22 protein-coding genes are annotated in these 25021 nt (G+C 72.1%); 8 read left to right on the top strand and 14 right to left on the bottom strand.

Annotation, left to right across the window (positions count from 1 at the left end; genetic code table 11):
* Positions 1-159: 159 nt before the first annotated feature.
* Positions 160-492 carry a hypothetical protein gene (locus ACGFIO_RS12120; RefSeq protein ID WP_392825444.1) on the top strand — a complete coding sequence of 111 codons (333 nt, stop codon included), beginning with the start codon at positions 160-162 and terminating at the stop codon, positions 490-492.
* A 29-nt stretch (positions 493-521) separates the two neighbouring features.
* On the opposite strand, the gene ACGFIO_RS12115 is transcribed toward ACGFIO_RS12120, so the two are convergent.
* Together ACGFIO_RS12115 and ACGFIO_RS12110 are read right to left on the bottom strand one after the other, a co-directional pair.
* The gene (locus ACGFIO_RS12115; RefSeq protein ID WP_392825442.1) at positions 522-932 is read right to left on the bottom strand and encodes a VOC family protein; all 411 of its coding nucleotides are present in this window, start codon (positions 930-932) and stop codon (positions 522-524) included.
* 240 nt (positions 933-1172) lie between these two features.
* A complete protein-coding gene (locus ACGFIO_RS12110; protein ID WP_392825490.1) occupies positions 1173-2564 on the bottom strand; it encodes an OFA family MFS transporter in 1392 nt (463 codons plus the stop codon).
* Positions 2565-2783: 219 nt separating this feature from the next.
* Here ACGFIO_RS12110 and ACGFIO_RS12105 point away from each other — a divergent pair, with 219 nt between their 5' ends.
* A complete protein-coding gene (locus tag ACGFIO_RS12105; protein ID WP_392825440.1) occupies positions 2784-4406 on the top strand; it encodes a diguanylate cyclase domain-containing protein in 1623 nt (540 codons plus the stop codon).
* Between the two features lie 73 nt (positions 4407-4479).
* Positions 4480-5445, top strand: coding sequence for a hypothetical protein (locus tag ACGFIO_RS12100; protein WP_392825438.1), 966 nt, complete (start codon positions 4480-4482; stop codon positions 5443-5445).
* A gap of 53 nt (positions 5446-5498) precedes the next feature.
* On the opposite strand, the gene ACGFIO_RS12095 is transcribed toward ACGFIO_RS12100, so the two are convergent.
* Positions 5499-6128: a hypothetical protein gene (locus ACGFIO_RS12095; protein WP_392825435.1), complete on the bottom strand. Its 630-nt coding sequence runs from the start codon at positions 6126-6128 to the stop codon at positions 5499-5501.
* A gap of 128 nt (positions 6129-6256) precedes the next feature.
* Between ACGFIO_RS12095 and ACGFIO_RS12090 the strand changes: the two genes are divergently transcribed.
* From ACGFIO_RS12090 to ACGFIO_RS12080, 3 genes are all read left to right on the top strand, one after another.
* Entirely contained in the window at positions 6257-7102 is an 846-nt protein-coding gene (locus tag ACGFIO_RS12090) for an aldo/keto reductase (RefSeq protein ID WP_392825433.1), read from the top strand.
* Positions 7103-7164: 62 nt separating this feature from the next.
* Positions 7165-8544 (top strand): alpha/beta hydrolase family protein, encoded by a 1380-nt coding sequence (locus ACGFIO_RS12085; RefSeq protein ID WP_392825432.1) that lies wholly within the window; start codon positions 7165-7167, stop codon positions 8542-8544.
* Positions 8545-8642: 98 nt separating this feature from the next.
* Positions 8643-9647 carry a hypothetical protein gene (locus ACGFIO_RS12080; RefSeq protein WP_392825430.1) on the top strand — a complete coding sequence of 335 codons (1005 nt, stop codon included), beginning with the start codon at positions 8643-8645 and terminating at the stop codon, positions 9645-9647.
* A 21-nt stretch (positions 9648-9668) separates the two neighbouring features.
* On the opposite strand, the gene ACGFIO_RS12075 is transcribed toward ACGFIO_RS12080, so the two are convergent.
* Positions 9669-10403: an SAM-dependent methyltransferase gene (locus ACGFIO_RS12075; protein WP_392825428.1), complete on the bottom strand. Its 735-nt coding sequence runs from the start codon at positions 10401-10403 to the stop codon at positions 9669-9671.
* 77 nt (positions 10404-10480) lie between these two features.
* Entirely contained in the window at positions 10481-11653 is a 1173-nt protein-coding gene (gene eis / locus ACGFIO_RS12070; protein ID WP_392825427.1) for an enhanced intracellular survival protein Eis, read from the bottom strand.
* Positions 11654-11702: 49 nt separating this feature from the next.
* On the opposite strand from eis, the gene ACGFIO_RS12065 reads away from it, so the two are divergent.
* A complete protein-coding gene (locus tag ACGFIO_RS12065; protein ID WP_392825425.1) occupies positions 11703-13853 on the top strand; it encodes an MMPL family transporter in 2151 nt (716 codons plus the stop codon).
* Here ACGFIO_RS12065 and ACGFIO_RS12060 read toward each other — a convergent pair.
* A complete protein-coding gene (locus tag ACGFIO_RS12060; RefSeq protein WP_392825422.1) occupies positions 13825-14436 on the bottom strand; it encodes a carbonic anhydrase in 612 nt (203 codons plus the stop codon). The genes ACGFIO_RS12065 and ACGFIO_RS12060 overlap by 29 nt on opposite strands.
* A complete protein-coding gene (locus ACGFIO_RS12055; protein ID WP_392825420.1) occupies positions 14420-15973 on the bottom strand; it encodes a GAF domain-containing protein in 1554 nt (517 codons plus the stop codon). Before ACGFIO_RS12055 ends, ACGFIO_RS12060 begins: the two co-directional genes overlap by 17 nt.
* A 197-nt stretch (positions 15974-16170) precedes the next feature.
* Between ACGFIO_RS12055 and ACGFIO_RS12050 the strand changes: the two genes are divergently transcribed.
* Complete coding sequence (locus ACGFIO_RS12050) at positions 16171-17334, top strand: cytochrome P450 (RefSeq protein WP_392825417.1); 1164 nt, start codon at positions 16171-16173, stop codon at positions 17332-17334.
* Between the two features lie 31 nt (positions 17335-17365).
* Here the strand turns inward: ACGFIO_RS12050 and ACGFIO_RS12045 are convergent, their stop codons facing one another.
* The 7 genes from ACGFIO_RS12045 to ACGFIO_RS12015 are packed head-to-tail and all read right to left on the bottom strand — an operon-like array spanning position 17366 to position 25019.
* Positions 17366-18346, bottom strand: coding sequence for an NADPH:quinone reductase (locus ACGFIO_RS12045; RefSeq protein WP_392825414.1), 981 nt, complete (start codon positions 18344-18346; stop codon positions 17366-17368).
* A 10-nt stretch (positions 18347-18356) separates the two neighbouring features.
* Positions 18357-19580, bottom strand: coding sequence for an MFS transporter (locus tag ACGFIO_RS12040; protein ID WP_392825412.1), 1224 nt, complete (start codon positions 19578-19580; stop codon positions 18357-18359).
* A 41-nt stretch (positions 19581-19621) separates the two neighbouring features.
* Positions 19622-20092, bottom strand: coding sequence for an RrF2 family transcriptional regulator (locus ACGFIO_RS12035; protein WP_392825410.1), 471 nt, complete (start codon positions 20090-20092; stop codon positions 19622-19624).
* A complete protein-coding gene (locus ACGFIO_RS12030; protein ID WP_392825407.1) occupies positions 20089-22011 on the bottom strand; it encodes an anthranilate synthase family protein in 1923 nt (640 codons plus the stop codon). Before ACGFIO_RS12030 ends, ACGFIO_RS12035 begins: the two co-directional genes overlap by 4 nt.
* Positions 22008-22685 (bottom strand): isochorismatase family protein, encoded by a 678-nt coding sequence (locus ACGFIO_RS12025; protein ID WP_392825405.1) that lies wholly within the window; start codon positions 22683-22685, stop codon positions 22008-22010. Before ACGFIO_RS12025 ends, ACGFIO_RS12030 begins: the two co-directional genes overlap by 4 nt.
* Positions 22678-23439, bottom strand: coding sequence for a 2,3-dihydro-2,3-dihydroxybenzoate dehydrogenase (gene dhbA, locus ACGFIO_RS12020; protein ID WP_392825402.1), 762 nt, complete (start codon positions 23437-23439; stop codon positions 22678-22680). The genes ACGFIO_RS12025 and dhbA overlap by 8 nt, the downstream gene beginning before the upstream one ends.
* Positions 23436-25019 (bottom strand): class I adenylate-forming enzyme family protein, encoded by a 1584-nt coding sequence (locus tag ACGFIO_RS12015; protein ID WP_392825400.1) that lies wholly within the window; start codon positions 25017-25019, stop codon positions 23436-23438. Before ACGFIO_RS12015 ends, dhbA begins: the two co-directional genes overlap by 4 nt.
* Between the last annotated feature and the right edge of the window lie 2 nt (positions 25020-25021).

Here is a 25021-nt window from a genome sequence, read left to right as displayed (position 1 = left end):
TGGTAGCCCTGGGCGGAATCCGCTGCGCGGATACCGCCCGGCGCTACCACTGCCGGGCGCGGTGCCCACCGTAGGCTCGGACCATGACCACGACCCGCGAGCGCCTGGAGCCCGGTCGTTCAGCGCGACGAGCGAGCACATCGAGCGAGGAGTGACCTGATGCCCGACTGGACCGACGACATGACGATCACCCTGCCGCCCGCCCGGACCATCCCCGAGGTGGTCGAGTTCGTGCTCGCCGCGACGCTGCGCCAGGTGCCGCCGGACCAGATCGCCGAGGCCCTGGCCGCCGACCTGGGCCTCTCCCCCGACGACGCCGAGCTGGCGGCCGACCGTGCGCTCGGCGGCCTGGTCCGCGCGGCCACCCGCACCCCGGACAACCGCCCGGACCAGGCCAAGGACCCGGTGGCCTGGGAGAGCTTCCACCGCGGCATCCGGGACCCGTCGCTGGTCGAGCGGATCTACCCCCAGTTCGCCCGGAAACCCGACTGACGTGCACGCCGCGGGCCGAGCCGGCCCGGTTACGCCGCCTGCCCGATGTTGACCATCCAGGGCACGCCGAACCGGTCGGTCAGCTGGCCGAACTCGTCGCCCCAGACCTGTTTCTCCAGGGCGACGGTCACCGTGCCGCCCTCGGACAGCTTCTCGAAGTAGCCGGCCAGGCCGTCGTCGGCACCGCCGCTGAGGCTGACGGTCATCGTCGTGCCGGGCGTGAACGGCATGCCCGGCACGGTGTCCGAGCACATCAGCGTGTAGCCGGCCGGTGTTTCCAGCTGGCCGTGCATGACCCGGTCCTTGATGGTCGCGTCGTCGCTGCCCATGTCGCCGAAGGTCATCGCCGTGAATTCCCCGCCGAAGACGCTCTGGTAGAACTCGAGCGCCTGGCGGGCGGTGCCGTCGAAGCTGATGTACGGGTTCAGTCGTGAGGTCATGACCTGCAGGTTAGAACCCGTACCACCTCACTGGAACAGCTTCGCGGCGGTAATGACCGTCTGGATGATGCCGTACCCCAGGAGCACCGTGACCAGGGCCCAAGAGAGAGCGAGCCTCATGCCGTGCCTCCCAACCGACAAAAGAAAACCCCGACAGCACGACGCTCGCTTCGCTCGGTCATGCCGTGCCACCCAACCAACAAAAGAAAACCCCGACAGCACGACGCTCGCTTCGCTCGGTCATGCCGTCACCTCACTCTCAGCAGTCTTGGCCGGCTCGTGGAAGCGCTCCGGCACGGGACGGATCAGCAGGTTGGCGATGAACCCGACGGCCAGCACGCCGACCATCGTGAACAGGGCCGGACGGTAGGCCTCGGCGGTCAGCGTGCCCGGCTTGCCCTGCGCGTCGAGGAAGCCGTTGATGATCAGCGGACCGGCCACGCCGGCGGCGGACCAGGCGGTAAGCAGCCGGCCGTGGATGGCGCCGACCTGGAACGTGCCGAACAGGTCACGCAGGTAGGCCGGCGCGGTCGCGAACCCTCCGCCGTAGAACGACAGGATCACACCGGCCAGCAGCACGAACAGCGCGGTGGCGCTGTGCCCGGCCACGGCCAGCAGGACGTAGAGCACCATGCCGACGCCCAGGTAGACCATGTAGATCGGCTTGCGGCCGATCAGGTCGGAGGTGGACGACCAGGCGAACCGGCCGGCCATGTTGAACAGCGACAGCACACCGACGAAGCCGGCCGCCACTGTCACCGCGACCGCCGACTTGCCCGCCGAGTCGCGGAAGAAGTCCTGGATCATCGGGCTGGCCTGCTCGAGGATGCCGATGCCGGCCGTCACGTTGCAGAACAGCACGATCCAGAGCAGCCAGAACGAGCGGGTCTTGATCGCGTTCGCCGCGGACACGCTGGCCGTGGTCACCATCGGCTTGGCCTTGACGTCGGCCGGGTCCCAGCCCTCGGGCTTCCAGCCGTCGGACGGCACCCGGATGTTCCCGACGCCGAACATCATGATCACGAAGTAGCCGATGCCGAGTGTGAGGAACAGCCCGACCAGGGCGCTGCCGGAGGCGGTGGACGAGGCGACGCTGGGGTCGTACCCGCTGTCGTAGAGGCTCATCAACTGGCGGGAGAGCGGGCTGGCGATCAGCGCGCCACCGCCGAAGCCCATGATGGCCAGGCCGGTGGCCAGACCCGGACGGTCCGGGAACCACTTGATCAGCGTCGACACCGGTGAGATGTAGCCGATACCGAGGCCGATGCCGCCGATCACGCCGTACCCGAGGTAGAGCAGCCACAGCTGGCCGGTGGCGATGCCGAGCGCGCCGACCAGGAAGCCGACCGCCCAGAACGAGGCCGAGACGAACATGGCCTTGCGCGGGCCGTTCGCCTCGACCCAGGTGCCGCCGATGGCCGCGGACAGGCCGAGCATCACGATCGCGATGCTGAAGATGACGCCGATCTCGGTCTGTGACGCGTCGAAATGCTTGACCAGCGAGTTCTTGTAGACGCTGGTGGCATAGACCTGGCCGATGCACAGGTGCACCGAGAGCGCGGCGGGCGGAATCAGCCAGCGGCTGTAGCCTGGCGGCGCGATGGACTTCTCCCGGTCGAACGCGGACAGCACGGACACGACATCTCCCTCATCGGAGTGCTTCGATCATGGCTGATCGTATGACCGTCTATTCATCCCCGCCATCCACGCGGGCGCCGGGGCGGCCGGGACCGAACGCTCGTTAGTGCTGCACAGGCCGGGCAGCACCGAAAATTGGTTGCGCTTGCAACTTTCCGCTGATCCTGCCCGATCGGACTCCATGCCCTACCCGTTGATCCTCATGTCCGGTTCGTGGCGGCCGAAGAGATCATCGTGGGCCGGCTCGTCCGAGGGCGCACCAGGCGGCGGGTGATCAGCGTCGGCCTGGTGCTGGTGGTGCTGCTCGGCGGCGGCGGAGCCACGTGGCTGGCGAGCTCGGTGGTGCTGCGGGGACAGAAACAGCTGTCCGAGCAGGCCATGACCCGTGCGATAAACGACAGCGCGGACGCCGTGTCGGACGAGGTCGGCCATTTCGCCGACGCCCTCGAGGACGTGGCCGCCGCGATCGGCAGCAGCACCTACCTGAGCAAGGGCGACTTCGAGGCGATCACCGAGCCGCTGGACGCGGACCGGCTGCCCGGGGCGTCCAGCATCGGGTTCGCCGTACCGGCCAAGGACGGAGAGGTCTCGGCCACGCAGGCGTACTGGCGGGCCCGGGGCGCCGGCGGACTGACGCTCTACCGCACCGGAACCGACATCGAACACCAGTTCGTCGTCTTCATGCGGTCGTTCACCACGCTCCCGGCCACGCCGGGACGGGACCTCAGCAACACGCCGGCCACCGCGGAAGCACTGAACCTGGCCCGCAACAGCCGGAGCTTCACGCTCGGGGCGGCGCACATCTCGCTGCGGGACCGCCAGCTGCCGGTCGCCCAGCAGCAGTTGTCGGTCACCCTGGCCGTGCCGGTGCTGGACCAGCGGGCCGTCTTCCAGGGCTGGGTGGTGATGGCCGTCCACGGTGTCGACTTCATCGAGGCGGTGCTGGCCGGCCGGCTCGGGCGCGGTGTCAACCTGCGGCTGGTCGACCCGGATCCCGGTGTCAACCGGACGATCCTGTCGTACGCGGGCGGCGTACCCCTCAGAGAGCCGGACCTGAACCGCAGCCGCAGCCTCGTCCTCGGACACCGCACGTGGCGCCTCGACCTGGAGCCGACGACCGCCCTGCTCGGCCCGAGCGACCGCCGCATCGGCCGGCTCACCCCGTACGTCGGCGGCGCGTTCACCCTGCTGCTGGCCCTGCTGGTCGGCGTCCTGGCCGGCGGGCGCAACCGGGCGATGGACCGGGTCGACCGGGCCACCGCCGCCCTGCGCAAGGACATCGAACGGCGCCAGGCCGTGGAGCAGGAACTGCACCGGCGCGAGCTGAGCGCGATGCGCGAGCTCGCCTTCCACGACCAGCTCACCGGACTGGCCAACCGGGCCCTGTTCTACGACCGGGTCGCGCACGCCCTGCGCTCGCACTCGCGCAATGCCGGCACGTTCGCGGTGTTCTTCATCGACCTGGACGGTTTCAAGGAGGTCAACGACGAGCACGGGCACAGCGCCGGCGACATCGTGCTCAAGGAGACCGCCGCCCGGCTGCGGGACTGCCTGCGCGACAGCGACACCGTCGCCCGGTTCGGCGGCGACGAGTTCGCGGTGATGGTGGAGCGGCTGGCCGACGCCGACGACGTGCACGTCACCGCCGGCCGGATGGTGGCCTCGCTGGGCAACCCGATCCGGATCGGCGCCCGTACGGTGGCGGTCACGGCCAGCATCGGGGTCGCGCTGAACCGCCCCGGCGACGACACCGAGGCCATCCTGCGCGCCGCCGACCTGGCCATGTACGAGGCCAAGACCAGCGGCAAGTCCCGGCACGTGCTGTCGGGTTCCTGACGCTGCCGGAACGTTATCGAGCGAGCCGCAACCCGGACTGCGCCGGGCGTTCACGATCCCCCATAATTCCGCGGTGACTCAGCAGTATGACGGGACGCCGCCGCCCGTTCCGCCGCCCGCTGTTCCCCCGCCCGCCACCGGCAGCAAGAAGAAGCTCTGGATCGGGGCCGCAGCGGTCAGCGCGCTGCTGCTGGCGGGCTGCTGCGCCGGCGGGGCACTGCTGGTACGCAGCCAGGGCGGCAAGGATGCGGGCGGACGGGACGGCTCGGCCGTGTCGCCGGCCGACTACGCGAAGACGCTCGGCGAGGTGGACTCCTCGCTGAAGGACCCGTTCGCCAAGCTGGCCGCGGGCGACCAGATCGGCTACGCGAAATCGGCCGCCGGCCTGCGCGCGGGCGCCGACAAACTGGACGGGGTCATCCCGCCCGAGTCGGCCACCGGCGCCCACGGCACGCTGGTCACCGCGCTGCGCGGGCTGGCCGACGACGCCGAGGACGCGGCCGGCGCCAAGCCGAAGTGCCCGGCCGCCTCCCCGGTGGCCGAGCTGCTCGGCTCGGACCGGGCCGAGGACATCCGCGAGCAGGCGAAAGCGCTGGCGGCCAAGGACGCCACCTTCCGGATCGGCTCGTTCCTCCCGGCCCGGCCCAAGGAACAGAACCGCCGCCTGGCCACGGGCACGTTCGTCACCAAGAAATCGGGCAGCGGCTCCGGCGACCTGGTGATCGAGAACGGCGCCGGCGACACCACGGTCAGCCTGGTGCCCAAGGGCACCAAGAAGCCCAACTTCACGGTGTACGTGCGGGCCAAGGCCAAGCACACGGTGAAGAACATCAAGTCGGGCACGTACGAGATCTTCGCCGCGGCCGGCCAGGACTGGGACGGCGGCCGGAAGGGCTTCACCCGCGACTGCTCGTTCACCAAGTTCGACGACGACTTCAAGTTCGAGCCCGGCGTCATCTGGACGATCACCCTGACCCAGGTGGTCGGCGGCAACGCCTCGACCAGCGACGTCGACCCCAACTCCTTCCCCGGCAGTTAGACCGTGTCCCGTGGATCAGCCGAGACAGAGGTTCGATCCACGGGACAGCACACCTAGGCCGTCGACGAGACCGGGCGGGCCCAGCGCGGCCGGCGGATCAGCCCGGCGGCCAGCAGCACCAGGGACAGCAGCGGCATCGGGTGCCCGACGACGGCGGCGAAGGCCAGGTCGGCCAGGGCGCCCGTCACCGTCGCGGCGAAGACCCACCAGGGTGCTGGGCCGGGGGCCGGGCCGGGCCGGCCGCGGACCTTGCCCCACGGCTTGGCCACCGAGAGCCAGGCCTGGAAGGCGATGGCGCTCGCCATCAGGGCGGTGCCGGCCAGTTGCGCCGGCGCCGGGCCGGTGGTGAGCGACGCGGTCAGCTGCGGGGACAGCAGGAAGATGCCCAGGTAGAGCTGCACCAGGGTGATGGCCAGCTTGACCAGCACCCACCAGTTCCGGAAGAAGCCCCACGGCGTCGCCGCGGCCAGCATGATCCCGGTGAAGGCCGAGGCGTCGGCCATCGAGCCGAGCAGGCGGGTGTCGAGGACGTGGGCCATCGAGGTGGCGGCGTCCCGGACCGACGGGTCGTCGGCGGCGTACCCGGCCGAGAGAAGCACGCACAGCGCCAACGCCTGGGACATCCAGCCCACCGAGGTCAGAATGTGCAACCACACCGTCAGCCGCCGCCACCGCTTCGTCATGAGGTGATGCTCCAGCGGGCCGGCCCCGGGCAGCTATCGGGACATACCCGGATCATCGAATCAGGGTCGGCGACGATTGCGGCCGATGGTCCCGGCGCCGGGGTTAGGCTCCGACCATGATTCCTCGCATGCCGTTCGGAGCGACCGGGCACGAGTCCAGCCGCGTCATCTTCGGGGCCGCGGCCCTCGGCAGCGTCACCAAGGGTGACGCCGATCGGGCGCTCGATGTGCTTCTGCGGCACGGGGTCAACCACATCGACGTCGCCGCGAGTTACGGCGACGCCGAGTTGCGGGTGGCTCCGTGGCTGCGCCGCCACCCCGGCGAGTTCTTCCTGGCCACCAAGACCGGTGAACGGACCTACCGGGGTGCCCGCGACGAGATCCGCCGTTCCCTGGATCGCCTCGGCGTCGACCGGGTCGACTCGATCCAGCTGCACAACCTGGTCGACGTGATCGAGTGGGAGACCGCGCTGGGACCCCAGGGCGCCCTCGAGGCGGCGATCGAGGCGCGCGAGGAGGGGCTGGTCCGTTTCATCGGCGTCACCGGGCACGGCCTGACCGTGCCCGAGATGCACCGGCGCAGCCTGGAGCGGTTCGCGTTCGACTCGGTGCTGGCGCCCTACAACTACGTGCAGATGCGCGATCAGCGGTACGCCGGGACGTTCGAGGCGCTGGCCGCGGTGTGCGCCGAACGGCGGGTCGCCCTGCAGACCATCAAGAGCCTGGCCCTGCGCCGCTGGGAGGGCCGGCCGGCGACCGCGTCGACCTGGTACGAACCGCTGCGCGACCAGGCCGACATCGACCTGGCGGTGCACTGGGTGCTCGGCCGCCCCGACGCCTTCCTGCTGACCACCGGCGACGTCGAGATCCTGCCCCGGCTGCTCGACGCGGCGGAGCGGTTCGAGGCGCGCCCGGCCGACGAGACGATGGACGAGCTGGCGTCCCGGCGCGAGCTGGAGCCGCTCTTCGTGTGACGTGCACAGCGCCTTGACATCCGTCGCTCGTGGACGGTGTGATGTTACTTGGAGGTAACATCATGATCACGGCGTTGCTCGCGGCAGTGGTTCTGGCGGTTCCTCCGGTCGCCGGGGCCGCCCCGGCGACCGTGTGCGCGGCGCCCGTGCCCAGCACCACCCAGCCCGGCTATCTGGTCGCCGACCCCCGATGCGATCCGGACGGTACGCCGTTCGGCGCGCTCCCCGGCGCCACGGTCCACACCGGCATCCACGAGGGCGCCGCCTACCGGATCGAGGTCCCGGAGCACTGGAACGGCGAGCTCGTCGACTATGCCCACGGCTACCGCGGCACCGGCACGGTGGTCTACGTCGACAACCCGGCGCTGCGCGCGCACTACATCGCCCGGGGGTTCGCCTGGGCCGCCTCCAGCTACGCCACCAACGGTTACGACGTGGGCCAGGGCGTCCGCGACTCGTACGCCCTGATCGACGTCTTCCGGCAGGTCACCGGGCGACGAGCGAGGCACGTCTATCAGACCGGCGCCTCGATGGGCGGCCACGTCACGGCGGTGGCGATCGAGAAACATCCGTCCGCGTACGCCGGCGCCATGCCCTATTGCGGTGTGCTCGGTGACACCAGGCTGTTCGACTACTTCCTCGACGCCAACGTCACCGCGGCCGCGCTGGCCGGCGTACCCATCGAATTTCCCCTCGCCCCTCCGGCCGGCTACCAGGACCGGTGGCGCGCCCAGGTGAACCGGATGCTGCCCGCCCTGGGCGTCACCACCGGCCGGCCGCCGGCCCTGACCGCGGCCGGGCGCACCTGGTCGGCAGTGGTGGAACGGCGCACCGGCGGCGACCGCCCGGGCTTCGACGGCTCGTTCGCGTACTGGAACACCGCGCCCTCCCTGGCCCCGCTGGACGACCTGCCGTTCCTCTTCGGCCTCTACCCGGGTCTGACCGGCGGCACCTCGAACATCGCCGACGGCAACGTCACCGACAACCGGCTGACCGTCTACCGCAGCACCGACCGGCTGTGGCCGGCCCCGGCCGAGTGGCGGCTCAACGCCGAGGTGCTGCGGGTGCGGCGCACCGACGCGGCCGGCCCGGGCCTCCAGGGGGTCCCCCGAGTCAACGGCCGGCCGCCGGTGCCGGTGCTGTCGATGCACGACATCGGCGACCTGTTCGTACCGTTCTCGATGGAGCAGGTGTACGCCCAGCGCGCGGCCGCGAACGGCCGGTCCCGGCTGTTCGTTTCCCGCGCGGTCCGCGGCGTCGGGCACTGCGACTTCACCCAGGCCGAACTGCGGCAGGGCTTCGACGACCTGGTGAGCTGGGTACGCACCGGCCACCGCCCGGGCGGCGACGCGATCCTGGACCGGCGTGCGGTCGCCGCCCCCCGCTTCGGCTGCCGTTACACCACCGCGAGCCGCCCCGAATTCGTGGCGCCGGCCTGCTGATCCGGGCGGAGCGGGAAGTTCGGCCCGGCACGTCGTTACCTCTGACTCTGGCCCCTCGTCCGCCGCGGACGCTAAGACGAGAAAAAGGATAAGGGGGCATGGTGATGTTGATGAAGAAGGGCCGGGTTCTGGCCGCGACGACCGCCGCCGTACTGGGGTTGTTCGCCGTTCCCTGCGGTCCCGCCGCGGCGTCGGGCGGGTACCGTGCCGTCTCGTTCGGTTTCGAGGGCGAGGCGCGTGCGATCAACGATCACGGACAGGTCGTCGGCGAGGGGTGGCTCAGCTCCGGCGCTCAGGGATCGCACGGGTTCCTCTGGTCCGGCGGCAAGGTGACCGACCTGGGTGTGCTGGCACCCGGCGAGTGGGAGTACGGACGGGCGACCGATGTCAACGACCGGGGCCAGGTGGCCGGTTTCAGCGTGTTCCGCGGGGATCCGGAGGAGTCCGCCGCGCACGCTTTCCGGTGGCAGCGCGGCGTGCTGAGCGACATCGACACGACCAGCTTCGACAGCGCGGCCACCGCCATCAACAACCGTGGCCAGGTCGTCGGCAACCGGTACACCGCCGGCGGCGCCCACGCCTTCCGCTGGCAGGGCGGGGTCATGACGGACCTCGGCACCGGATATGCGTGGGACATCAATGACCACGGCCAGGTCATCGGCCAGAACCAGATGGGCGGGAGCGGGGCCACGATGTGGTACCGCGGCCGGGTGTACGACCTCGGCGCTCCGCCCGGACTCGACGACTGGCGGCCGATCGCCATCAACGAGCGGGGATGGATCGTCGGGAACGGCGGCTCGATGACCGGCCGGGCCTTCCTGCGGCGCTCCGGCAGGTTCCTCGACCTGGGAACCCTCGGTGGACCCAACGCCTCCGTCGTCGACATCAACGACCGCGGCGAGATTCTCGGCCTCAGCGAGACCGCGGCCGGCGGCGTACACCCCTTCCTCTGGCGCGGCGGCCGGATGATCGACCTGACCACCCGCGGGATCCCCGACTACGTCACGGTCAATGCCCTGGGCAATCACGGTGAGATCGTCGGAACGGTCGGCGGAGAGTTCGACCAGCACGCCGGGTATTACCGCGGTCCCTCACGGCGGTGACCGGAGCCGCGTGCCGCCGCATCACTTGACGGCCACGCCGCCCCAGAAGGCGTCGGGGACGTCCTCGGCCCGGCCGTCGGGGAGCCAGTGGGCGACCGGCACGATCCCCTCGGGGGTCGGTGTCCAGCGGCCGAGCAGGGCGGCGAAGCGGGTCGGCTCGCGCATGTGGAAGGACGGGCCCATCATGGCCAGGGCCCGCGGGTAGTCCTGGAGCTCGGTGGCGTCGAAGTCGAAGAGCAGGCGGCTGCCGGTGGGCACGGCCTCATACAGGGCGTCGAGGGTTGCCGCCAGGGTCGCGTCGTCGAAGAAGGCCGGGAGCCCGAACAGCACCACGCCGAGCGGGCGGCTGTTCCAGTCCGGGAGCACCCGGTCGAGGTCGGCGCGGTCGATGCTGTCCAGATCGGTCACGTCGCCGTGGACGTAGCCGGTGTGCTCCGAACCGGCCAGGATCCGGCGGCCGGCCTCGACGATCAGCGGGTCGAGGTCGGTGTAGAGGACACGGGCGCCCGGTGCGGTCTCGTGGACGTTGGACCGGGTCGGCAGGCCGGCGCCGAAGACCAGGAACTGGTCGATGCCGGCCGCGGTGGCGTGGCGCACGGCCCGGCCGGAGAAGGCGCGGACCGAACCGAAGATGTCGGCGCAAGGACGGTACGCCGCCTCGAACGCGCCGGCGGCGGCCACGTCGATCGGAAAGTGGTGCTTCCCGCCGAGCCAGTAGTCGATCATGCGGGCCGTGCTGGGCGTCTGCGGTTCCACGGCCTCACCCTCTCACGACGCGATGCGCCGAATCAGAAAGAGGCGGTGCGCCGAGGCAGAAGACGGGGTGCGCCGGATCAGAAGTAATCGTGCAGCGTCGGCGCCGGGCCGGCGGTCGCGGCGCGCAGGAACTCGTCGGTGTCCGGGTCGCCGCCGGTCAGGAAGCCACCGCGGCGCAGATGCTGGGGTGTGGCCGCGCCCGCGTACCAGGCGGCCAGGCCGCGCGGGGTGAGCCGGAGGGTGCCCGCGCCGCCGGGCTCGAGCCGACCGTTCCCGTCCTCGACGATCAGCCGGAAGCGGCCCTGCTGCCACTGACACACGTCGTCGGTCAGCTCCAGGTCGGCCCGGCCGGTCAGGTGCCGCGGCCAGCCCCGGGCAGCGATCGCGGCGGGCGCGTCGACCACCCGCAGCATCCACGGCTGCGCGGTCTCGGGCGTGGCGTCGGCCCGGCCCAGCAGCGACCACACCGGATCGGCGGGGCCCAGCCGGAGCAGCACCGTCGGCGCGACGCTGGCCCAGCCGCCGAGCATCGACACCAGGGTACGGGTGGCCTCCGGGGTCAGTCCGATCAGGTCGTCCACGGTGAGCCGGCCGCTCGCGTCGTAGCCGGGGCCGCGGTTCCAGCTGGCGTACCCCACCATCGTGTTGCCCTCATCGACCGCGACCGTGAAGCCGTCGTGGTCGGCCAGCCCGAAGGTCGGCTCGGAACGCTCCATCATCCCGGTGGCCGTCCGGGCGGCGACGCGGTAGATCTCGGCCACCGCCGGCAGGTCGGCTTCGGCCGCCGGCCGCAACGTGATCGTGGGGTCGGGCCGGGTTCCGGCCAGCACGCGGGTCGCCACCCGGTGATAGACCAGCGCGCCGACCTCTTCCCAGCCCAACGCCCGGTACGGCGCCGGGGTGGTGTCGAACAGCGTGCTGATCACCGCACCGCGCTCCCGGGCGCCCCGCAGCAGGCCGGTCAGCACCAGCCGGCCCAGGCCACGCCCGCGCAGCTCGGCCGCGGTGGCCACACCGGCGACGCCGCAGGCCGGCACGACCTTGCCGCCGAACCACTGGCCCTGCTCGCGGTCCACCGCCTTGGCGACCAGCCGTCCGTCCGGGTCGAAGACGCCGAGCGTCCGCCGGCCCGTGGAATCCGACGTCCAGCCGTCCGGCATCGGCCGGTCGTGATAGCCGAACGTGAGACTGGCGAGGTCCCAGGCGAGCCGCTGTTCCCCCGGCCCGAGCGGCCGCACCTCGTAACTCATGCCGCCATCCTGCCAGCCGTGAAAGCCGGGCCGGCCGTAGAGTGATCGCGTGTTGAGGGTCTTCGATCTCGCTGCTCTGGGTCGTGCCGTGTTCCGGTGGCGGCTGCTCGTCATCGCCGTGTTGGTGGTGGTCGCGGTGGCCGGCGGGGTGATCGGGGGCAGCGTCTACGACCGGACGCAGACCATCGACAACCTCCCGGTCGGCGCCCCGGCCGCGCTCGCGCAGGCCAAACTGGACAAACTGGCGCCCGAGGGCAAGCACATGGTCGCCGTCGTCTCCGGGCGTGAGTTCGGGTCGATCGCCCTGGTCGACAGCGTCACCCGGACCGCCTTCGAGATCCGGCGGATCCCGGGCGTGGCCGAGGTCGAGGACGCGTACACCTCGCCCATGCGGGTCATCTCCAGCGACAACCGCAGCTCCCTGATCACGATCGAGCTCAAACCGGGGCTCAGTGACGAGGAGGCGTTGCGAGTCGCCGAGCAGGTCCGGGCCGCGCTGATGCGCATCGACGCGCCGCGGATCCGCGTCGGTGGCGAGATGTTCGCCGAGAAGGAATTCGGTGACCTGGCCGTCCGGGACGCGGCCGTCGGCGAATCCGTGGCCCTGGTGTGCGTGTCGATCCTGCTGATCTTCGTGCTCGGTGGACTGGTCGCCGGGCTGCTGCCGCTGGCGGCGGCCCTCGGTGCGATCACCGCCACGCTGCTGGCCCTGACCGGGCTGACCCGGTTCCTGCCGGTCAGCGAGTACACGGTCAATGTGGTCAGCCTGCTCGGGATCGGGCTGGCGGTCGACTACAGCCTGCTGCTGATCGCCCGGTTCCGCGAGGAGCGGGCGGCCGATCCGGACGCGACGGTGGCCGAGCTGACGGCCCGCACGGTGAGCACCGCCGGGAAGGCGGTGCTGATCTCCGGCTCGGCCGTCACCGCCGCCCTGGTCGGGTTGTTCGCCTTCGGCGACCCCCTGCTGGCGGCCATGGCGCTGGGCGGGGCGCTGGTCGTCGTCCTGGCCACGGCGACCGGGCTGACGCTCGTACCGGCCTTGATCGCCGTGGCCCACCGGCGCATCCCGCCCGCCGACCGCCGGCGGCGAACCGCCCAGCCGCGGCGAGGCCCCGGCCTGCTGGCCCGGCTGGCCGCGTTCGCCCAGCGCCGCCCGGCCCCGGTGGCCCTGGCCGCGGCGGCCGGCCTGCTGGTGCTGAGCGCACCGCTGATCTCGCTGAACCTGGCCAACTCCGACGTTCGCGCGCTGCCGCTGAGCAGCGAGGCCCGGCAGACGTACGAGGCGGTCCAGCACGACTTCGCCGACCCGCCCAAACAGCCGCTAACCGTGGTGGTCGAGGCCGACCGGTCCCGCCCCGAGGTCGAGAAGTTGCTCGACACCATGCGGCATCGGCCCGGGGTGTCCGAGTTGTTCGTACGCTCGTACCTGCCGCCCGGGGTGACCATCGCCGACGTGACCCCGACCGGCGCCGAGGACGGCCCCGAGGCCCAGCGCCTGGTCACCGACCTGCGGTCGCTCGACGCGCCCGCCCCCGTTCTGGTGGCCGGTCCCGCCGCCGAACTGGTCGACGAGAAACGGTCGGTGACCGAACGCCTGCCCGTCGCCCTGGCCATCATCGTGCTGGCCACCGGGGTGCTGCTGTTCGCCCTCACGCGCTCGGTGGTCGTACCCGTCAAAGCCATCGCCCTGAACCTGCTCACCCTGCTGGCGACGATGGGCGTGCTGGTCACCGTGTTCCAGTGGGGCTGGGGGGCCGGGGTGCTCGGCTTCGAACCGTGGGGCGCGCTCGACCTGACCACTCCCCTGCTGCTGTTCGTCTTCGCCTTCGGCCTCTCCATGGACTACGAGGTGTTCCTGCTGGCCCGCATCAAAGAGGAATGGGACCGGCGGACGGCCACCGACCGCGCCGCCAGCGACCGCGCCGTGCTGGCCGGGATCACCGCCAGCGGCCGTGTGGTCACCACGGCCGCCCTGGCCATCGGCATCGTCTTCCTCGGCTTCGTGCTCGGTGACCTGGTCGCGGTCAAGGAGATCGGCGTCGGGATGGCCGTGGCGGTGCTGCTCGACGTCACAGTGGTCCGCGGGCTCCTGCTGCCGGCGACGATGTCGCTGCTCGGACGCTGGAACTGGTGGCGGCCGGGCCGGACCACGACACCGGCCGCACCGGAGGTTACGCGGCGACCCGCTCCACTTCGCTGACCGTGCCGGCGCTGAGGTCGTACTGCGCGGCCAGCACGCTCAGCGTTCCCCGGCGGACGGCGTCGCCGACGACCACCGACCGCTTCCGCAGCAGCTCGGCGGTGAGCACCGAGTGCCGGCCGCCGACCTCGGACGGGGTCACGGCTCCGGCCTGCCGCGCCCGCCGCACGTGCGGTGCGATGCGCTCGGCGACGTAGCGGATGTGGCCGGGCGGCAGCGGCCCACCGTCGACGACACCGGTGGCCGCCGCGACCGCGCCGCAGCCGTCGTGGCCGAGCACGACCACGAGCTGCACGCCGAGCACCTCGACGGCGTACTCGATCGAACCCAGCACCGCCGTGTCGATGACGTGACCGGCCGTCCGGACCACGAACAGGTCACCGATCCCCTGATCGAACAGGATCTCGGCCGGCACGCGCGAGTCGGAGCAGCCGAGAATGGCCGCCAGCGGATGCTGGGTCAGCGCCGTGCCGGACCGGCGAGCGGCGCCGCGGCCGGTGCCGGCCGTGCTGCACTCCTCGACCCAGCGCCGGTTGCCGTCGAGCAGTTGCTCCCACGGCCGGCGCTCAGTTGAGGATGGCATCGGTCACCGCCACCTGTTCGGTCAGCACGCCGCTGATCAGCTTCTGCGTCTCGTTGATCTCCTCCACCGCGGTGTGGATCTCCGCGAGCGAAGCGGTCACCGCGTCGACCCGCGCCTGAATGGTGCTGACCTTGGTGCTCACCTCGGTGGTGGCCCGCTCAGTCTCGCCCGACAGCTCCTTGACCTCGCCCGCGACCACGGCGAACCCCTTGCCGGCCTCGCCCGCCCGCGCCGCCTCGATCGTCGCGTTGAGCGCCAGCAGGTTGGTCTGCGCGGCGATCGACTGGATCGCCTTCACCACCTCGTTGATCTCCGCGCTGGCCTTGCCGAGCGCCGCGACCTGCTGGTTGGCCTCCACGGTGAGCTGCTCGCCGCGGGCCGCCACGGTCGCCGCCGAGGTGACGTTGCGTTCCACCTCGCCGATCGATTCCAGCAGGGTACGCCCGGCGGTGTGCAACTGTTCGGTAGAGGCGAACCGCTCCAGCGCCTGGCCGACCAGGAACGCCGTGTTCCGCAGGGCGCTCTCCCGGCCCGGGTACATGATCAGCGTCCGGGTGGCGAAGAAGTCCATCGTGCCGATGATCTGACCGCCGACCCGGATGGGCAGGCACACACCCGACTTCACGCCCGCGGCCTGGGCGGCCGGGCGGCGTACACAGTCGGTCAGCTCGCCGAGGTCCTCGACGAAGACCAGATCGCCGCGCGCCCACGCCCGGCCCGACAGCCCCACGCCCTTGGCGAACGACGCCGACATGGTCACCTGGCGGAACTCGGCCCCCGCGTCACCCGACTCCAAGGCGAACCGGAGGACGTCGGCGTCGCTGTCGAGCTGCCAGAACGAGCCGTACTGCCAGTCGAAGTCGGCGCGGATCGTCTCCAGGGCCGAGCGCAGGGCGTCGTCGCGGCTGGTGGCCTGGGTCATCTTGCGGATCACGGTCGAGACGGCCTCGACGTCCTGGGCCGCCTTCTCCTGGCGTACCGCCTCGTGCAGGCGCGCCAGCGCCCCCGAGACCTGCTGGCCGACCGCCCGCAGCACCGACAGCCGCTCCTCGGACGGCGCCAGTTCCTCGGTGGCGAAGAAGTCCATGGTGCCGACGACTCGGCCGTCCTCCACCAGCGGGAAGCAGACGCCGCTGCGCACACCGGCCCGGGCGGCGATCGGGGCGCGGACACAGTCGCTGACGTCGGCAATGTTGCTCACGAAGACCAGGTCGCGACTGCGCCAGGCCCGCCCCGACAGGCCGACACCCTCGGCGAAGGCGGCCTGCAAGGTCACCCGCCGGAACTCCTCGTTGACCGTGCCGCTCTCCTGCGAGAACCGCAGCACCTGATCCGCCCGGTCCAGCTGCCAGTACGACCCGTACGCCCACCCGAACAGGTCGCGGACCAGCTCCAAGGCTGCGCCGATAGCCTGCTCGGGCGAGGTGGCCGCGTCCATCGCCCGCATGATGGCGGTGACCGCCTGCACATCCGCCCGTGCTTCCGCCAGGTCGGCGTCGAGCTGCTGAATAGCGGCCCGCTTGCTGGAACCGAACACCGGAACTCCTCTCATCCGTTGTGCGCAACCATCGGTGCCACCAGCCGCCACTTGAGAGGTCAACCCTCGCGTTCTTGTGTTCGTGTCGCCGGTGCTGCCGAAGGTCTGATGTCTGACGAATTGACGTGAACCGCCGGTTCTCGGATCCGTTGAGAGGTGCGGGCGAGTGCGACGCGGGTAGGCCGGAGGTTCAGGGCGTGACAGAGCTTGGTGACATCGTCGGTGCGTCGTCGGACGTCGACCTGTGGTCGGATGACGTTCTGAATGACCCGTACCCGACGTATCGGCAGTTGCGCGACCAGGCGCCGGCGGTGTGGCTGGCCAAGCACTCAATGGTCGCGCTACCCCGGTTCAGTGAGGTGCGGGAGGCTCTCACCGACTGGCGGACGTTCTCGTCGGCGACCGGCGTCGGCGTCGATCCGGGCTTCAACGCCGCGAGCCCGCCCAACATCCTCAAGAGCGATCCGCCCGAGCACACATCGTTTCGGCGGCCACTGGTCGGTCATCTCTCGAGCCGGGGCGTGGCCGCGGTGGCACCCCGGGTCGAACGCACCGCGGCGGCGCTCGTCGACGATGTGGTCGAGCGGGACGCCTTCGATGTGGTGACGGACCTGGCCCGGCCGTACGGCGTCTCGGTCCTGTGCGATCTGCTCGGCATCGACGAGCGCGGCCGGGAAAACCTGTCCGCCTGGGGCGTCGAATCGTTCAACCAGTACGGACCGGCCGGTGAACGTTCGGCGCGGGGCATGACGGCGACGCAGAACCTGATCGGGCGGATCGCCGAGCTGGCCCAGCCGGGCCGGGTCGCACCCGACGGCTGGGCGGCCGAACTGGCCGCCGCCGGCAGCTTCGAGAGCCTCGCCTACTACGTTTTCCCCGGGATCGACACCACGGTGAACGCGCTCAGCGCCGCCCTCTACCTGTTCGGCCGCCACCCTGAACAGTGGCAACGCCTCAGGGACGACCGGTCGTTGATCCCCGCCGCGTTCAACGAGGTCATCCGGATGCACACCCCGGTGCACTACTTCACCCGGACCACGACCGCCGCCGTCGATGTCGGCGGTGTCGAGATCCCGCCTCGGACGCGGGTCCTGCTGATGTACGGCAGCGCGAACCGGGACGAGCGCCAGTTCGCCGATCCGGACCGCTTCGATGTGACCCGCGATCCTCGGGACCATCTCGCGTTCGGACGTGGTGTCCACCTGTGCGCCGGAGCCAACCTGGCGACCTTGGAAGGGCAGTCGTTGATCGCCGCGCTGGCTGAACGGGTGCGGAAGTTCGATCTGGTCTCGGAGCCCGCGTGGCTGCTGAACCACCTGCTCCACGGTCTGCGCGGCCTGACCGTCAGGGCGCTTCTCTGAGCAAGGGGGCGGCACCTGACGAGGCGGCGGATCAAGGGTCGATCTGCAGGACCAGGCGGGTGCCGTGCAGGGGGGCGCTCTCGACGCGGCGGTGGGCCTCGGCGGCGGCGGACAACGGCATGGTCTCCAGCCGGCGGGGGCGGAGGCGGGCGGTGGACAGGAGGTCGTTGACCGCGACGGCCGCCTCGGCCAGTTCGGTGGTGGTGGCGTGGGAGATGACGAAACCGCGGACCGAGGCGTCCTTCATGTAGAGCGGGCCGGCGGGCAGGACGGGACGGTCGGCCACACCGGCCAGCAGGATCACGCGGCCGCGGAAGGCCAGCAGGTTGACGGCGCGTTCCAGGTCGGCGGACCCCCAGGTGTCGAGCCACACGTCGACCCCGGCACCGCAACCGCGGGCCAGGCGGTCGTCGGTGAAGTCGAGGACCTCGGCCGCGCCCAGCGAGCGGCAGTACGCCTCGTCGGCCGGGCGGGCCAGGGCGATCACCCGGGCGCCGGCCCGCGCCGCCAGGACGGTCAGCGCACTGCCGACGTTGCCGGCCGCGCCCGCCACCAGGACCGTTTCCCCGGGACGGACGCCGGCGTGGACGTGCAGCGCCAGGTAGGCCGTGACCGCGGGGTGGACCACGGCCACGGCGTCGGCGGCGGGGGCCCGCGGCGGCAGGTGGTAGAGGCGGTCGGCGGGGATCACGGCGTACGCCGCCGATGGTCCCTGCCGGCCGCCGTGGCCCAGGCTGTTGCACCACACCCGGTCGCCGGCGTCGAAGCGGGGCGCGCCGGGACCGGCCTCGATCACCGTCCCGACGCAGTCCCGGCCGATCACGAAGGGGAACGTGACCGGCGTGCCGAAGACGCCGGAGCGGACGAACGTGTCGACCCGGTTGACCACGGTCAGCTCGACCCGGACGAGGACGTCGGTGGGGCCGGGCCGGGGCACCGGAAGGTCCCCGTACCGGATGAGGCCGGGTGGTCCCAGCTCCTCGACGTAGGCGGCGGGCATGGTGGGCGGCACGGCGGGAGCCTCAGGCCTTTCCGGTCGCGGTCCGCCGGGCCGTCAGCACCAGGAAGAGCAGGGCGATGACGGCCCCGGCGGCACCGGTGGCGTACATGGCCGGGAAGCCGGTGGCGTACGCCGCCCCACCGACAGCGGTGCCGAGCGCGATCCCCAGGTAGATCCCGGACGAGTTGAGCGACACGACCAGCGGCGCCTCCCCGGGCGCGGCGGCGATCAGCCGGTGCTGCTGCGCGGGGGTCTGCGACCAGCTGCTCGCACCCCAGCCGAAGGCGATCGCGGCCACCACCAGCGGGAGCCGCGAGCCGGCCAGGGCCAGGGCGCCGCCGGCGGCCAGCACGACCGCCATCAGGACGTAGGCGCCGGTCAGCAGCGGGACGGGACCCCAGCGGTCGATGGCGTAGCCGGCGTACAGGTTGCCGGCGACCGCGCCCGCTCCATACAGGAACAGCATCAGCCCGGCCCAGCCGACCGGCGATCCGGCCGCCTGCAACGCGGGGATGCTGTAGGCGTAGATCGTGTAGCAGGACGCCATGCCGAGGGTGGTGAGGGGCAGGACGCCGAGCACGGCGGGCCGGCGCAGCACGGCCAGTCGCTGCCGGAACGGCGTACGCGGAGCACCGGGCAGGGCCGGCATCACCAGCCGGACCCCGGCCGCGACGAGCAGGCAGAGCAGGGCCACGGCGGCGAGGACGGTACGCCAGTCGGTGATCTGGTTGAGCAGGGTGCCCAACGGCACGCCGAGCGCGGTGGCCACGGTGAGGCCGCCGATGACGACGGCCAGGGCCCGGCCGCGCTGTTCCGGGCGGACCAGCGCGGCGCTGACCGCGCCCGCGTTGGGGGTGTAGCCGGCGGCACCGGCGGCGGCCAGCACGCGGGTGGCCAGCAGGACCGGCAGGGTGGGGGCGAGCGCCGAGCCGAGGTTGGCCGCGGCCAGCACGAGCAGGGCGGTGACGAGCAGCAGCCGGCGCGGCACGCGAGCGGCCAGGGTGGAGACGACGGGGGCGAGGACCGCGTACGACAGGGCGAAGACGGTCACCGACTGCCCCGCGGTCGCCGCGGAGACGCCGAGTGACGCGGACATCGCGGGCAGGAATCCGGCGACGACGAAGGCGTCGGTTCCGACCGCGAAGGTGCCGAGGGCGAGGACCGCGGTGGACCGCAGGCCGCTGGATGCGATGGTGGGCGGGCGGGTGTCCGCCCGGGGTCCGGCCGAGGCCGAGACGTCGGACATGGTCGATCCTTCTCGTGGTTCGCTGTGGGGGCGGCGGCCGATCAGCCACGCAGCCGGCGGTGACGCTCGCGGGCACGTTCGGCGGCGGCCGGGGGTGCGGCCGCCATCAGGTCGGCCACGGTCTGGGTGGCCAGGTCGCGACGCCAGGCGAGTTCCGCCCGGCGCATCGCGGTGGAGATGGCGCACGGGGTGCGGAATTCCGGCAGTGCCGGGTCGTTCCCCTCGCCGCGCTGCCGGATCTCGGTGCACCGGAAGGCATCCTCGCGGCCCTCGTGGGCGACGACGATGTCCATCAGGGTGATCCGCTGCGGGGGCCGGGCCAGCCGGAACCCGCCGCGCGGGCCGCTGACCGAGCTCATCAGCCCGGCCCGCACCAGCGCCTGCAGGCACTTGTTGAGGTAGGCCCGGGGGAGGTCGAAGAAGCGGGCGAGGATGCCGGCCGGTACGGGTTCGTCGCCCAGCCAGGCCAGGGTCACGCAGCAGTGCGCGCTCCATTCGACGTTCTCCGTCATCCGCATATTCTGGATGTTACATGTCCAGAATTATCCCGCGCGCGGAGCAGACCCTCGACAGTCTCCCGGACGATGCCGAACCCGTCCTGGGTCAGCACCGACTCGGCGTGGAACTGCAGGGAACGCAGCCCACGGGCCCGCAACGCGTGCACCACCCCGGTCGCGCGGTCGCGGGCGACCTCGACCGGCTCGCCGAACGCGGGCGAGGTGAGCAGGTCGGCATCACACCGGGCGGCGTACGAGTTGTAGAAACCCACCCGCCGGCGCCGGCCGAAGAGCTCGATCTCCCCCTGTACGCCCTGATTGGGCACGGGCAGCGGACGCACGTCGAGCCCGAGCACCCGGCCCAGCACCTGATGACTCAGGCACACCGCGAGCAGCGGATGCCGGGCCGCCAGCAGGGACCGCACCATCTCCTCGAGCCGGGCGATCCGGGGGTCGCCGGTCCGCCGCGGGTCACCCGGCCCCGGGCCGAGCACCACCAGGTCGTTGTCGCGCAGGTCGCCGGCGTCGTCGTAGCGCCGGACCGTGACCCGCGGGCCGAGCGAGCGCACCTGCCGGGCGAGCATCCAGGTGAAGGTGTCCTCGGCGTCCACCACCAGCACCCGCCGGCCGGCCGCCGCCGGTGACGGCCGCGGACCGCCCGATTCCGCGCCGAACCAGTACGGTGCGAGCGTCCGGTTGCGGTCGTGCAAGGCCCGGCGTACGTCCGGATCGGATCCCAGGGGTACGACCGGAGTGTCGGTCAGCGCGGCCAGCAGCCCGGCCGCCTTCACCCGGGTCTCGGCCGCCTCAGCGCGGGGGTCGGAATGGCGTACCAGCGTGGCACCCACCGCGATCCGCGCCTGCCCGCGGCGGTCGATGTCGGCCGTACGGATCATGATGCTCGAGTCCAGCCGGCGCCCGCCGCGGCCGTCGCGGCCGATCAGCGCCAGCACCCCGCTGTAGTAGCCGCGCCCGCCGGGCTCGTACCGGCTGATCACCTCGGCCGCGCTCTGCACCGGACTGCCCATCACCGTGGGCGCGAACATGGTCTCCCGCAGCAGGTCCCGGACGTCGCCGCCGGCGCGCCCCTCGATCAGGTACTCGGTGTGCGCCAGCCGCGCCATCTCCTTCAGGAACGGCCCGCGGACCCGGCAGCCGTCCGGGCAGATCCGGGACATCATCTTCAGTTCCTCGTCCAGCACCATCCAGAGCTCCTCGGACTCCTTGGCCTCGGCCAGGAAGCTGAGCAGGCCGGAGCGGACCGGCCCACCGGGCGGGTACCGGTAGGTGCCGCTGATCGGGTTCATCACGGCCACACCACCGGACAGACTCAGGTGCCGCTCGGGGCTGGCGCCGACGAACGTGCGGTCGCCGGTGTGCACGCAGAAGGTCCAGTAGGCGCCGTTCTCCCGGCGGAGCAGCCGGCGGAACAGGGTCAGGCCGGTGCACGCGGGCCGGCCACCGAGCACGGCACGATAGGTACGCCGCAGCACGAAGTTGGCGCCCGCCCCGGCCGCGATTTCCCGTTCCCGGATCCGTTCGACCAGTCCGGCGTACGCCTCGTCGTCCAGGTCGTACTCCCCCTCGCCGACCTCGATCGGCGCGTCGCCGACGACACCCAGGAAGGTGGTGAGCGGCACCGTCACCTGCTGGTGCACCGTCATCGCGAGCAGCGGCGCGCCGTCGTCCGGCGCCGGGAACCCGCGCTCGGCGATCTGCCGGTACGGAATCACCGCCAGCACATCGTGCCGGGCCGGGCCGCCGGCGCCGCCGGGCACCGGCAGGTCGGCCAGCCGGTCGACCGCCGCGACCGCACCGAGCAGCACCGTCACCTCGTCGGCGGCGGACTCCGGCCGGTGCAGTACGGCGAACGGCGGCGGCTCCGGCGAGCGGAGCGCGGCCAGCACCTCACGGATCCGCGCCGCCTCCCTCATGCCCGGCCCCCGGCCGGCCCGAGCTCGTCGAGCAGCCGCTGGGTGGTCCGGACGACCGCACAGCGCCGGGCTGCGTAGCGCAGGGCCATGTGGTGGTCCTCGGCGCTGAAGTCGGCCACCGCGTCGGCGACCAGGAACGGCTCGATGTCGTGGGCGAATGCCTCGCTGACGGTCATCAGGATGCCGACGTGGGCGTACACCCCGCACACGATGATCTGGTCCCGGCCGCTGCCCCGGATGCGCAGCAGCAGTTCCGAGTTGTGGAAGGCGCTGTAGCGCCACTTGGTGAACCGCCAGTCGCCCGGTCGCGGGGCGAGCGGCTCGACGATGTCGCGGTGGGCCGGTCCGGCGGTCATGCCCGGCCCCCAGAAGTCGCTGAGCAGGCCGCGCTGGTGCGGTGTCATCGCTCCCGGCTGGGCCGTGTACGCGACCGGGATGCCGAGGTCGGCGCAGCGCCGCCGGATCGCGGCGGCGTTGCTGACCAGCTCGCTCACCGGCGAGGTGCCCGGCGGGAACGGGCTCAGGAAGTACTCCTGCAGGTCGTGCAGGAGCAGGACCGCGCGGCGTGGATCCGGCGTCCAGGTCGCGGTGTTGGGCGGCAGCGCGTCGGCCACCGGCATCGGGTACGGCTGGATGACGGGAATTCCGGTCGTGGGAGTCAGCTGGTCAGACACCGAGGGAAGCGCCTCCGTCCACTGTCAGTTCGTGCATGGTGATGTGCCGGGCCCGGTCCGAGAGCAGGAACAGGACGGCTTCGGCGACGTCGGCGGGCTGGGCCAGCCGGCGCAGCGGGATACCGAGGCGGTAGTCGTCGGGCGAGCCGTCGATGGTGGCCGCGCGGTCGCCTCCGTTCGCCCACAGCGCGCGCAGCATCGCCGTGTCGGTGGAGCCGGGCGCCACCACGTTGCAGCGGATGCCACTGGCGGCCAGTTCGAGGCCCAGGCACCGGGTGAACATCGCGGCCGCCGCCTTGGAGGCCGCGTAGGCGCTCATCCCCACGCGAGGGGTGGCGCCGGCGTTGGAGCCGACGGTCACGATGGCGCCGGTGCCGCGCGGCACCATCCGGGCCGCCACGGTTCGCGACATCAGGAAGACGCCGGTGGTGTTGACGGCGAACGTCTCCCGCCAGCCCCGGTCGGCCAGGGCGACGGCCCGCCCGGGGTGCAGCACCCCGGCCGCGTTGACCAGCAGGCCGATGGGGCCGACCCGCTGCTCGGCCGCGTCGACCAGGGCGGACACCTGCCCGGCGTCGGTGACGTCGGCCGGCATGGCGATCAGCCGCCGGTCGGCCCGGCCCAGCCGGTCGGCGTCCCGGTCGACGGCGATGACTGTCGCGCCCCGGTCGGCCAGGGCCGCGGCGACGGTGGCGCCGATGCCACCGGCCGCGCCGGTCACGACGGCGACCTTGGCGGTGAAGGTGTCGTTCACGACGGCTCCCCGGCGGTGGTGTCGCGCTCGGCCAGCAGCCGGGCCAGCTCGGTCCGTCGGACCTTGGTCGTGGCGGTGTGCGGCAGGTCGGCCAGGCGCCGGTGCAGGGGCACGCCCATCGCCGGCAGGCCGGCCACCGCGGTACGCCAGCGGTCCGGGTCCAGCGGCCGGTCGTCGCGGGTGCAGACCACGGGTACGGCGTGGCCGTGCCGGTCCGGCAGGATCACCACCTCGGTCAGGTCGGGCAGCCGGGTGAGCAGCGCGTCCTCGACCGCGAGGGTGCTGCCGAAGCCGGGGATCCGGTCGATCTCCCGGTCGAGCAGGTGCAGGCAGCCCCAGCGGGTCAGGTAGCCGAGGTCGCCCATCCGCCACCAGCCGTCGGCGCACTGCCGCCGGTACAGCTCGTCGTCGCCGAGGTAGGTCACCGCCCGGCCGTCACTGCGTACCTCGATGTGCCCGGGCGAACGGGCGGTGACCGGGCGCCCGTCGCGGCTGACCACCCGTACGCCGGTCATCCCCGGGAACGGCATCCCGACGCACCGGCCGGCGTCATCGCCGCTCAGGCCGCGCCGCGAGTACGAGCGCCCGACCACCGGTCCGGTCTCGCTCTGCCCGTAGAGCTGGAGGAACAGCGGGTTGGAACGTCGCGAGGCGGCCAGCATGCGCCGCATGGTGCGTGGGTGGATGGCGTCGAACGTGCTGCTGAAGTACTTGACCGAGGCCAGCGGGCCCCGCGGGTCGTCGGCGAGCTCCTCCCAGCGCATGAAGGTGTTGGGATGCGCCTCGATCACGCCCGGCCGCATCCGGGCCAGCAGCGGCCCGACCCGGGCCGGGTCGTCGTCGGCCAGGACGATCAGCGGCACCCCGCGCAGCATGGTGATGGCGGTGGCGCTGAACGCCCGCGAGTGCACGAACGACACGTGCATCACCACCGGTTCCCGGCGCCGGACCAGCGCCGCCGCCGACGCCTGCGGACGGTAGCGGGCGAGCAGGGTGTACCCGGTGTGCACGGCCAGTTTGGGGATGCCGGTCGTGCCCGAGGTGTGGGTGATCAGGGCCGGATGTCCGGGCGGCATGGGTACGGAGGGCACCCGCGGCGCCCCGGCCAGCTCGGCCAGGCTGGTGGCACGGTCCTGCCGGCCCGAGGTCACCAGGATGGCCGTGGCGGCGGTGAAGACCTCGCCGGGCAGGTCGTGAGCGAGTTTGCCCGGGTCGGTGATCAGCCGGGCCGGCGCCGCGCGGCGGAGCAGTTCGACCGCGGTGGCCCCGTCGAGCTGCGCCGACAGCAGCACCGGCACGGCACCGACGCGGGCCAGCGCGACCGCGAGCAGCAGGATGTCGAAGCCGTCGGACTTGTGCACGACCACCCGCTCGGCCGGGCGCACGCCGGCCGCCCACAGCCGGGCGGCGAGGTCGTCGACCAGGTCGGTGATCTCGGCCACGGTGAACCGGCGGCCGAGTCCGGTGGCGACGTCGAGGTCGTGGTCGAGCACCACGACGGTGGCGGGATGCCGGGCGGCGGCGCGGTCGAACAGGGTGCCGAGGCCGATGCCGCGGTTGCCGATCCGTTGCAAGAGCACGG

Origin of the sequence: Actinoplanes sp. NPDC049265 (assembly GCF_043197135.1) — a bacterium.
Classification (GTDB): domain Bacteria; phylum Actinomycetota; class Actinomycetes; order Mycobacteriales; family Micromonosporaceae; genus Actinoplanes.
Note: the sequence above shows the minus strand (reverse complement) of the source record. Positions and strands in the feature narration are given on the sequence as shown.

What these genes read in the sequence shown, in the direction of transcription:
- ACGFIO_RS12085 (WP_392825432.1), top strand. Translation starts at nt 7,165, where the DNA reads ATGATCACGGCGTTGCTCGCGGCAGTGGTTCTGGCGGTTCCTCCGGTC.
- ACGFIO_RS12095 (WP_392825435.1), bottom strand. Translation starts at nt 6,128, where the DNA reads ATGACGAAGCGGTGGCGGCGGCTGACGGTGTGGTTGCACATTCTGACC.
- ACGFIO_RS12115 (WP_392825442.1), bottom strand. Translation starts at nt 932, where the DNA reads ATGACCTCACGACTGAACCCGTACATCAGCTTCGACGGCACCGCCCGC.
- ACGFIO_RS12080 (WP_392825430.1), top strand. Translation starts at nt 8,643, where the DNA reads ATGGTGATGTTGATGAAGAAGGGCCGGGTTCTGGCCGCGACGACCGCC.
- ACGFIO_RS12120 (WP_392825444.1), top strand. Translation starts at nt 160, where the DNA reads ATGCCCGACTGGACCGACGACATGACGATCACCCTGCCGCCCGCCCGG.
- ACGFIO_RS12040 (WP_392825412.1), bottom strand. Translation starts at nt 19,580, where the DNA reads ATGTCCGACGTCTCGGCCTCGGCCGGACCCCGGGCGGACACCCGCCCG.
- ACGFIO_RS12030 (WP_392825407.1), bottom strand. Translation starts at nt 22,011, where the DNA reads ATGAGGGAGGCGGCGCGGATCCGTGAGGTGCTGGCCGCGCTCCGCTCG.
- ACGFIO_RS12035 (WP_392825410.1), bottom strand. Translation starts at nt 20,092, where the DNA reads ATGACGGAGAACGTCGAATGGAGCGCGCACTGCTGCGTGACCCTGGCC.
- eis (WP_392825427.1), bottom strand. Translation starts at nt 11,653, where the DNA reads ATGAGTTACGAGGTGCGGCCGCTCGGGCCGGGGGAACAGCGGCTCGCC.
- ACGFIO_RS12090 (WP_392825433.1), top strand. Translation starts at nt 6,257, where the DNA reads ATGCCGTTCGGAGCGACCGGGCACGAGTCCAGCCGCGTCATCTTCGGG.
- ACGFIO_RS12060 (WP_392825422.1), bottom strand. Translation starts at nt 14,436, where the DNA reads ATGCCATCCTCAACTGAGCGCCGGCCGTGGGAGCAACTGCTCGACGGC.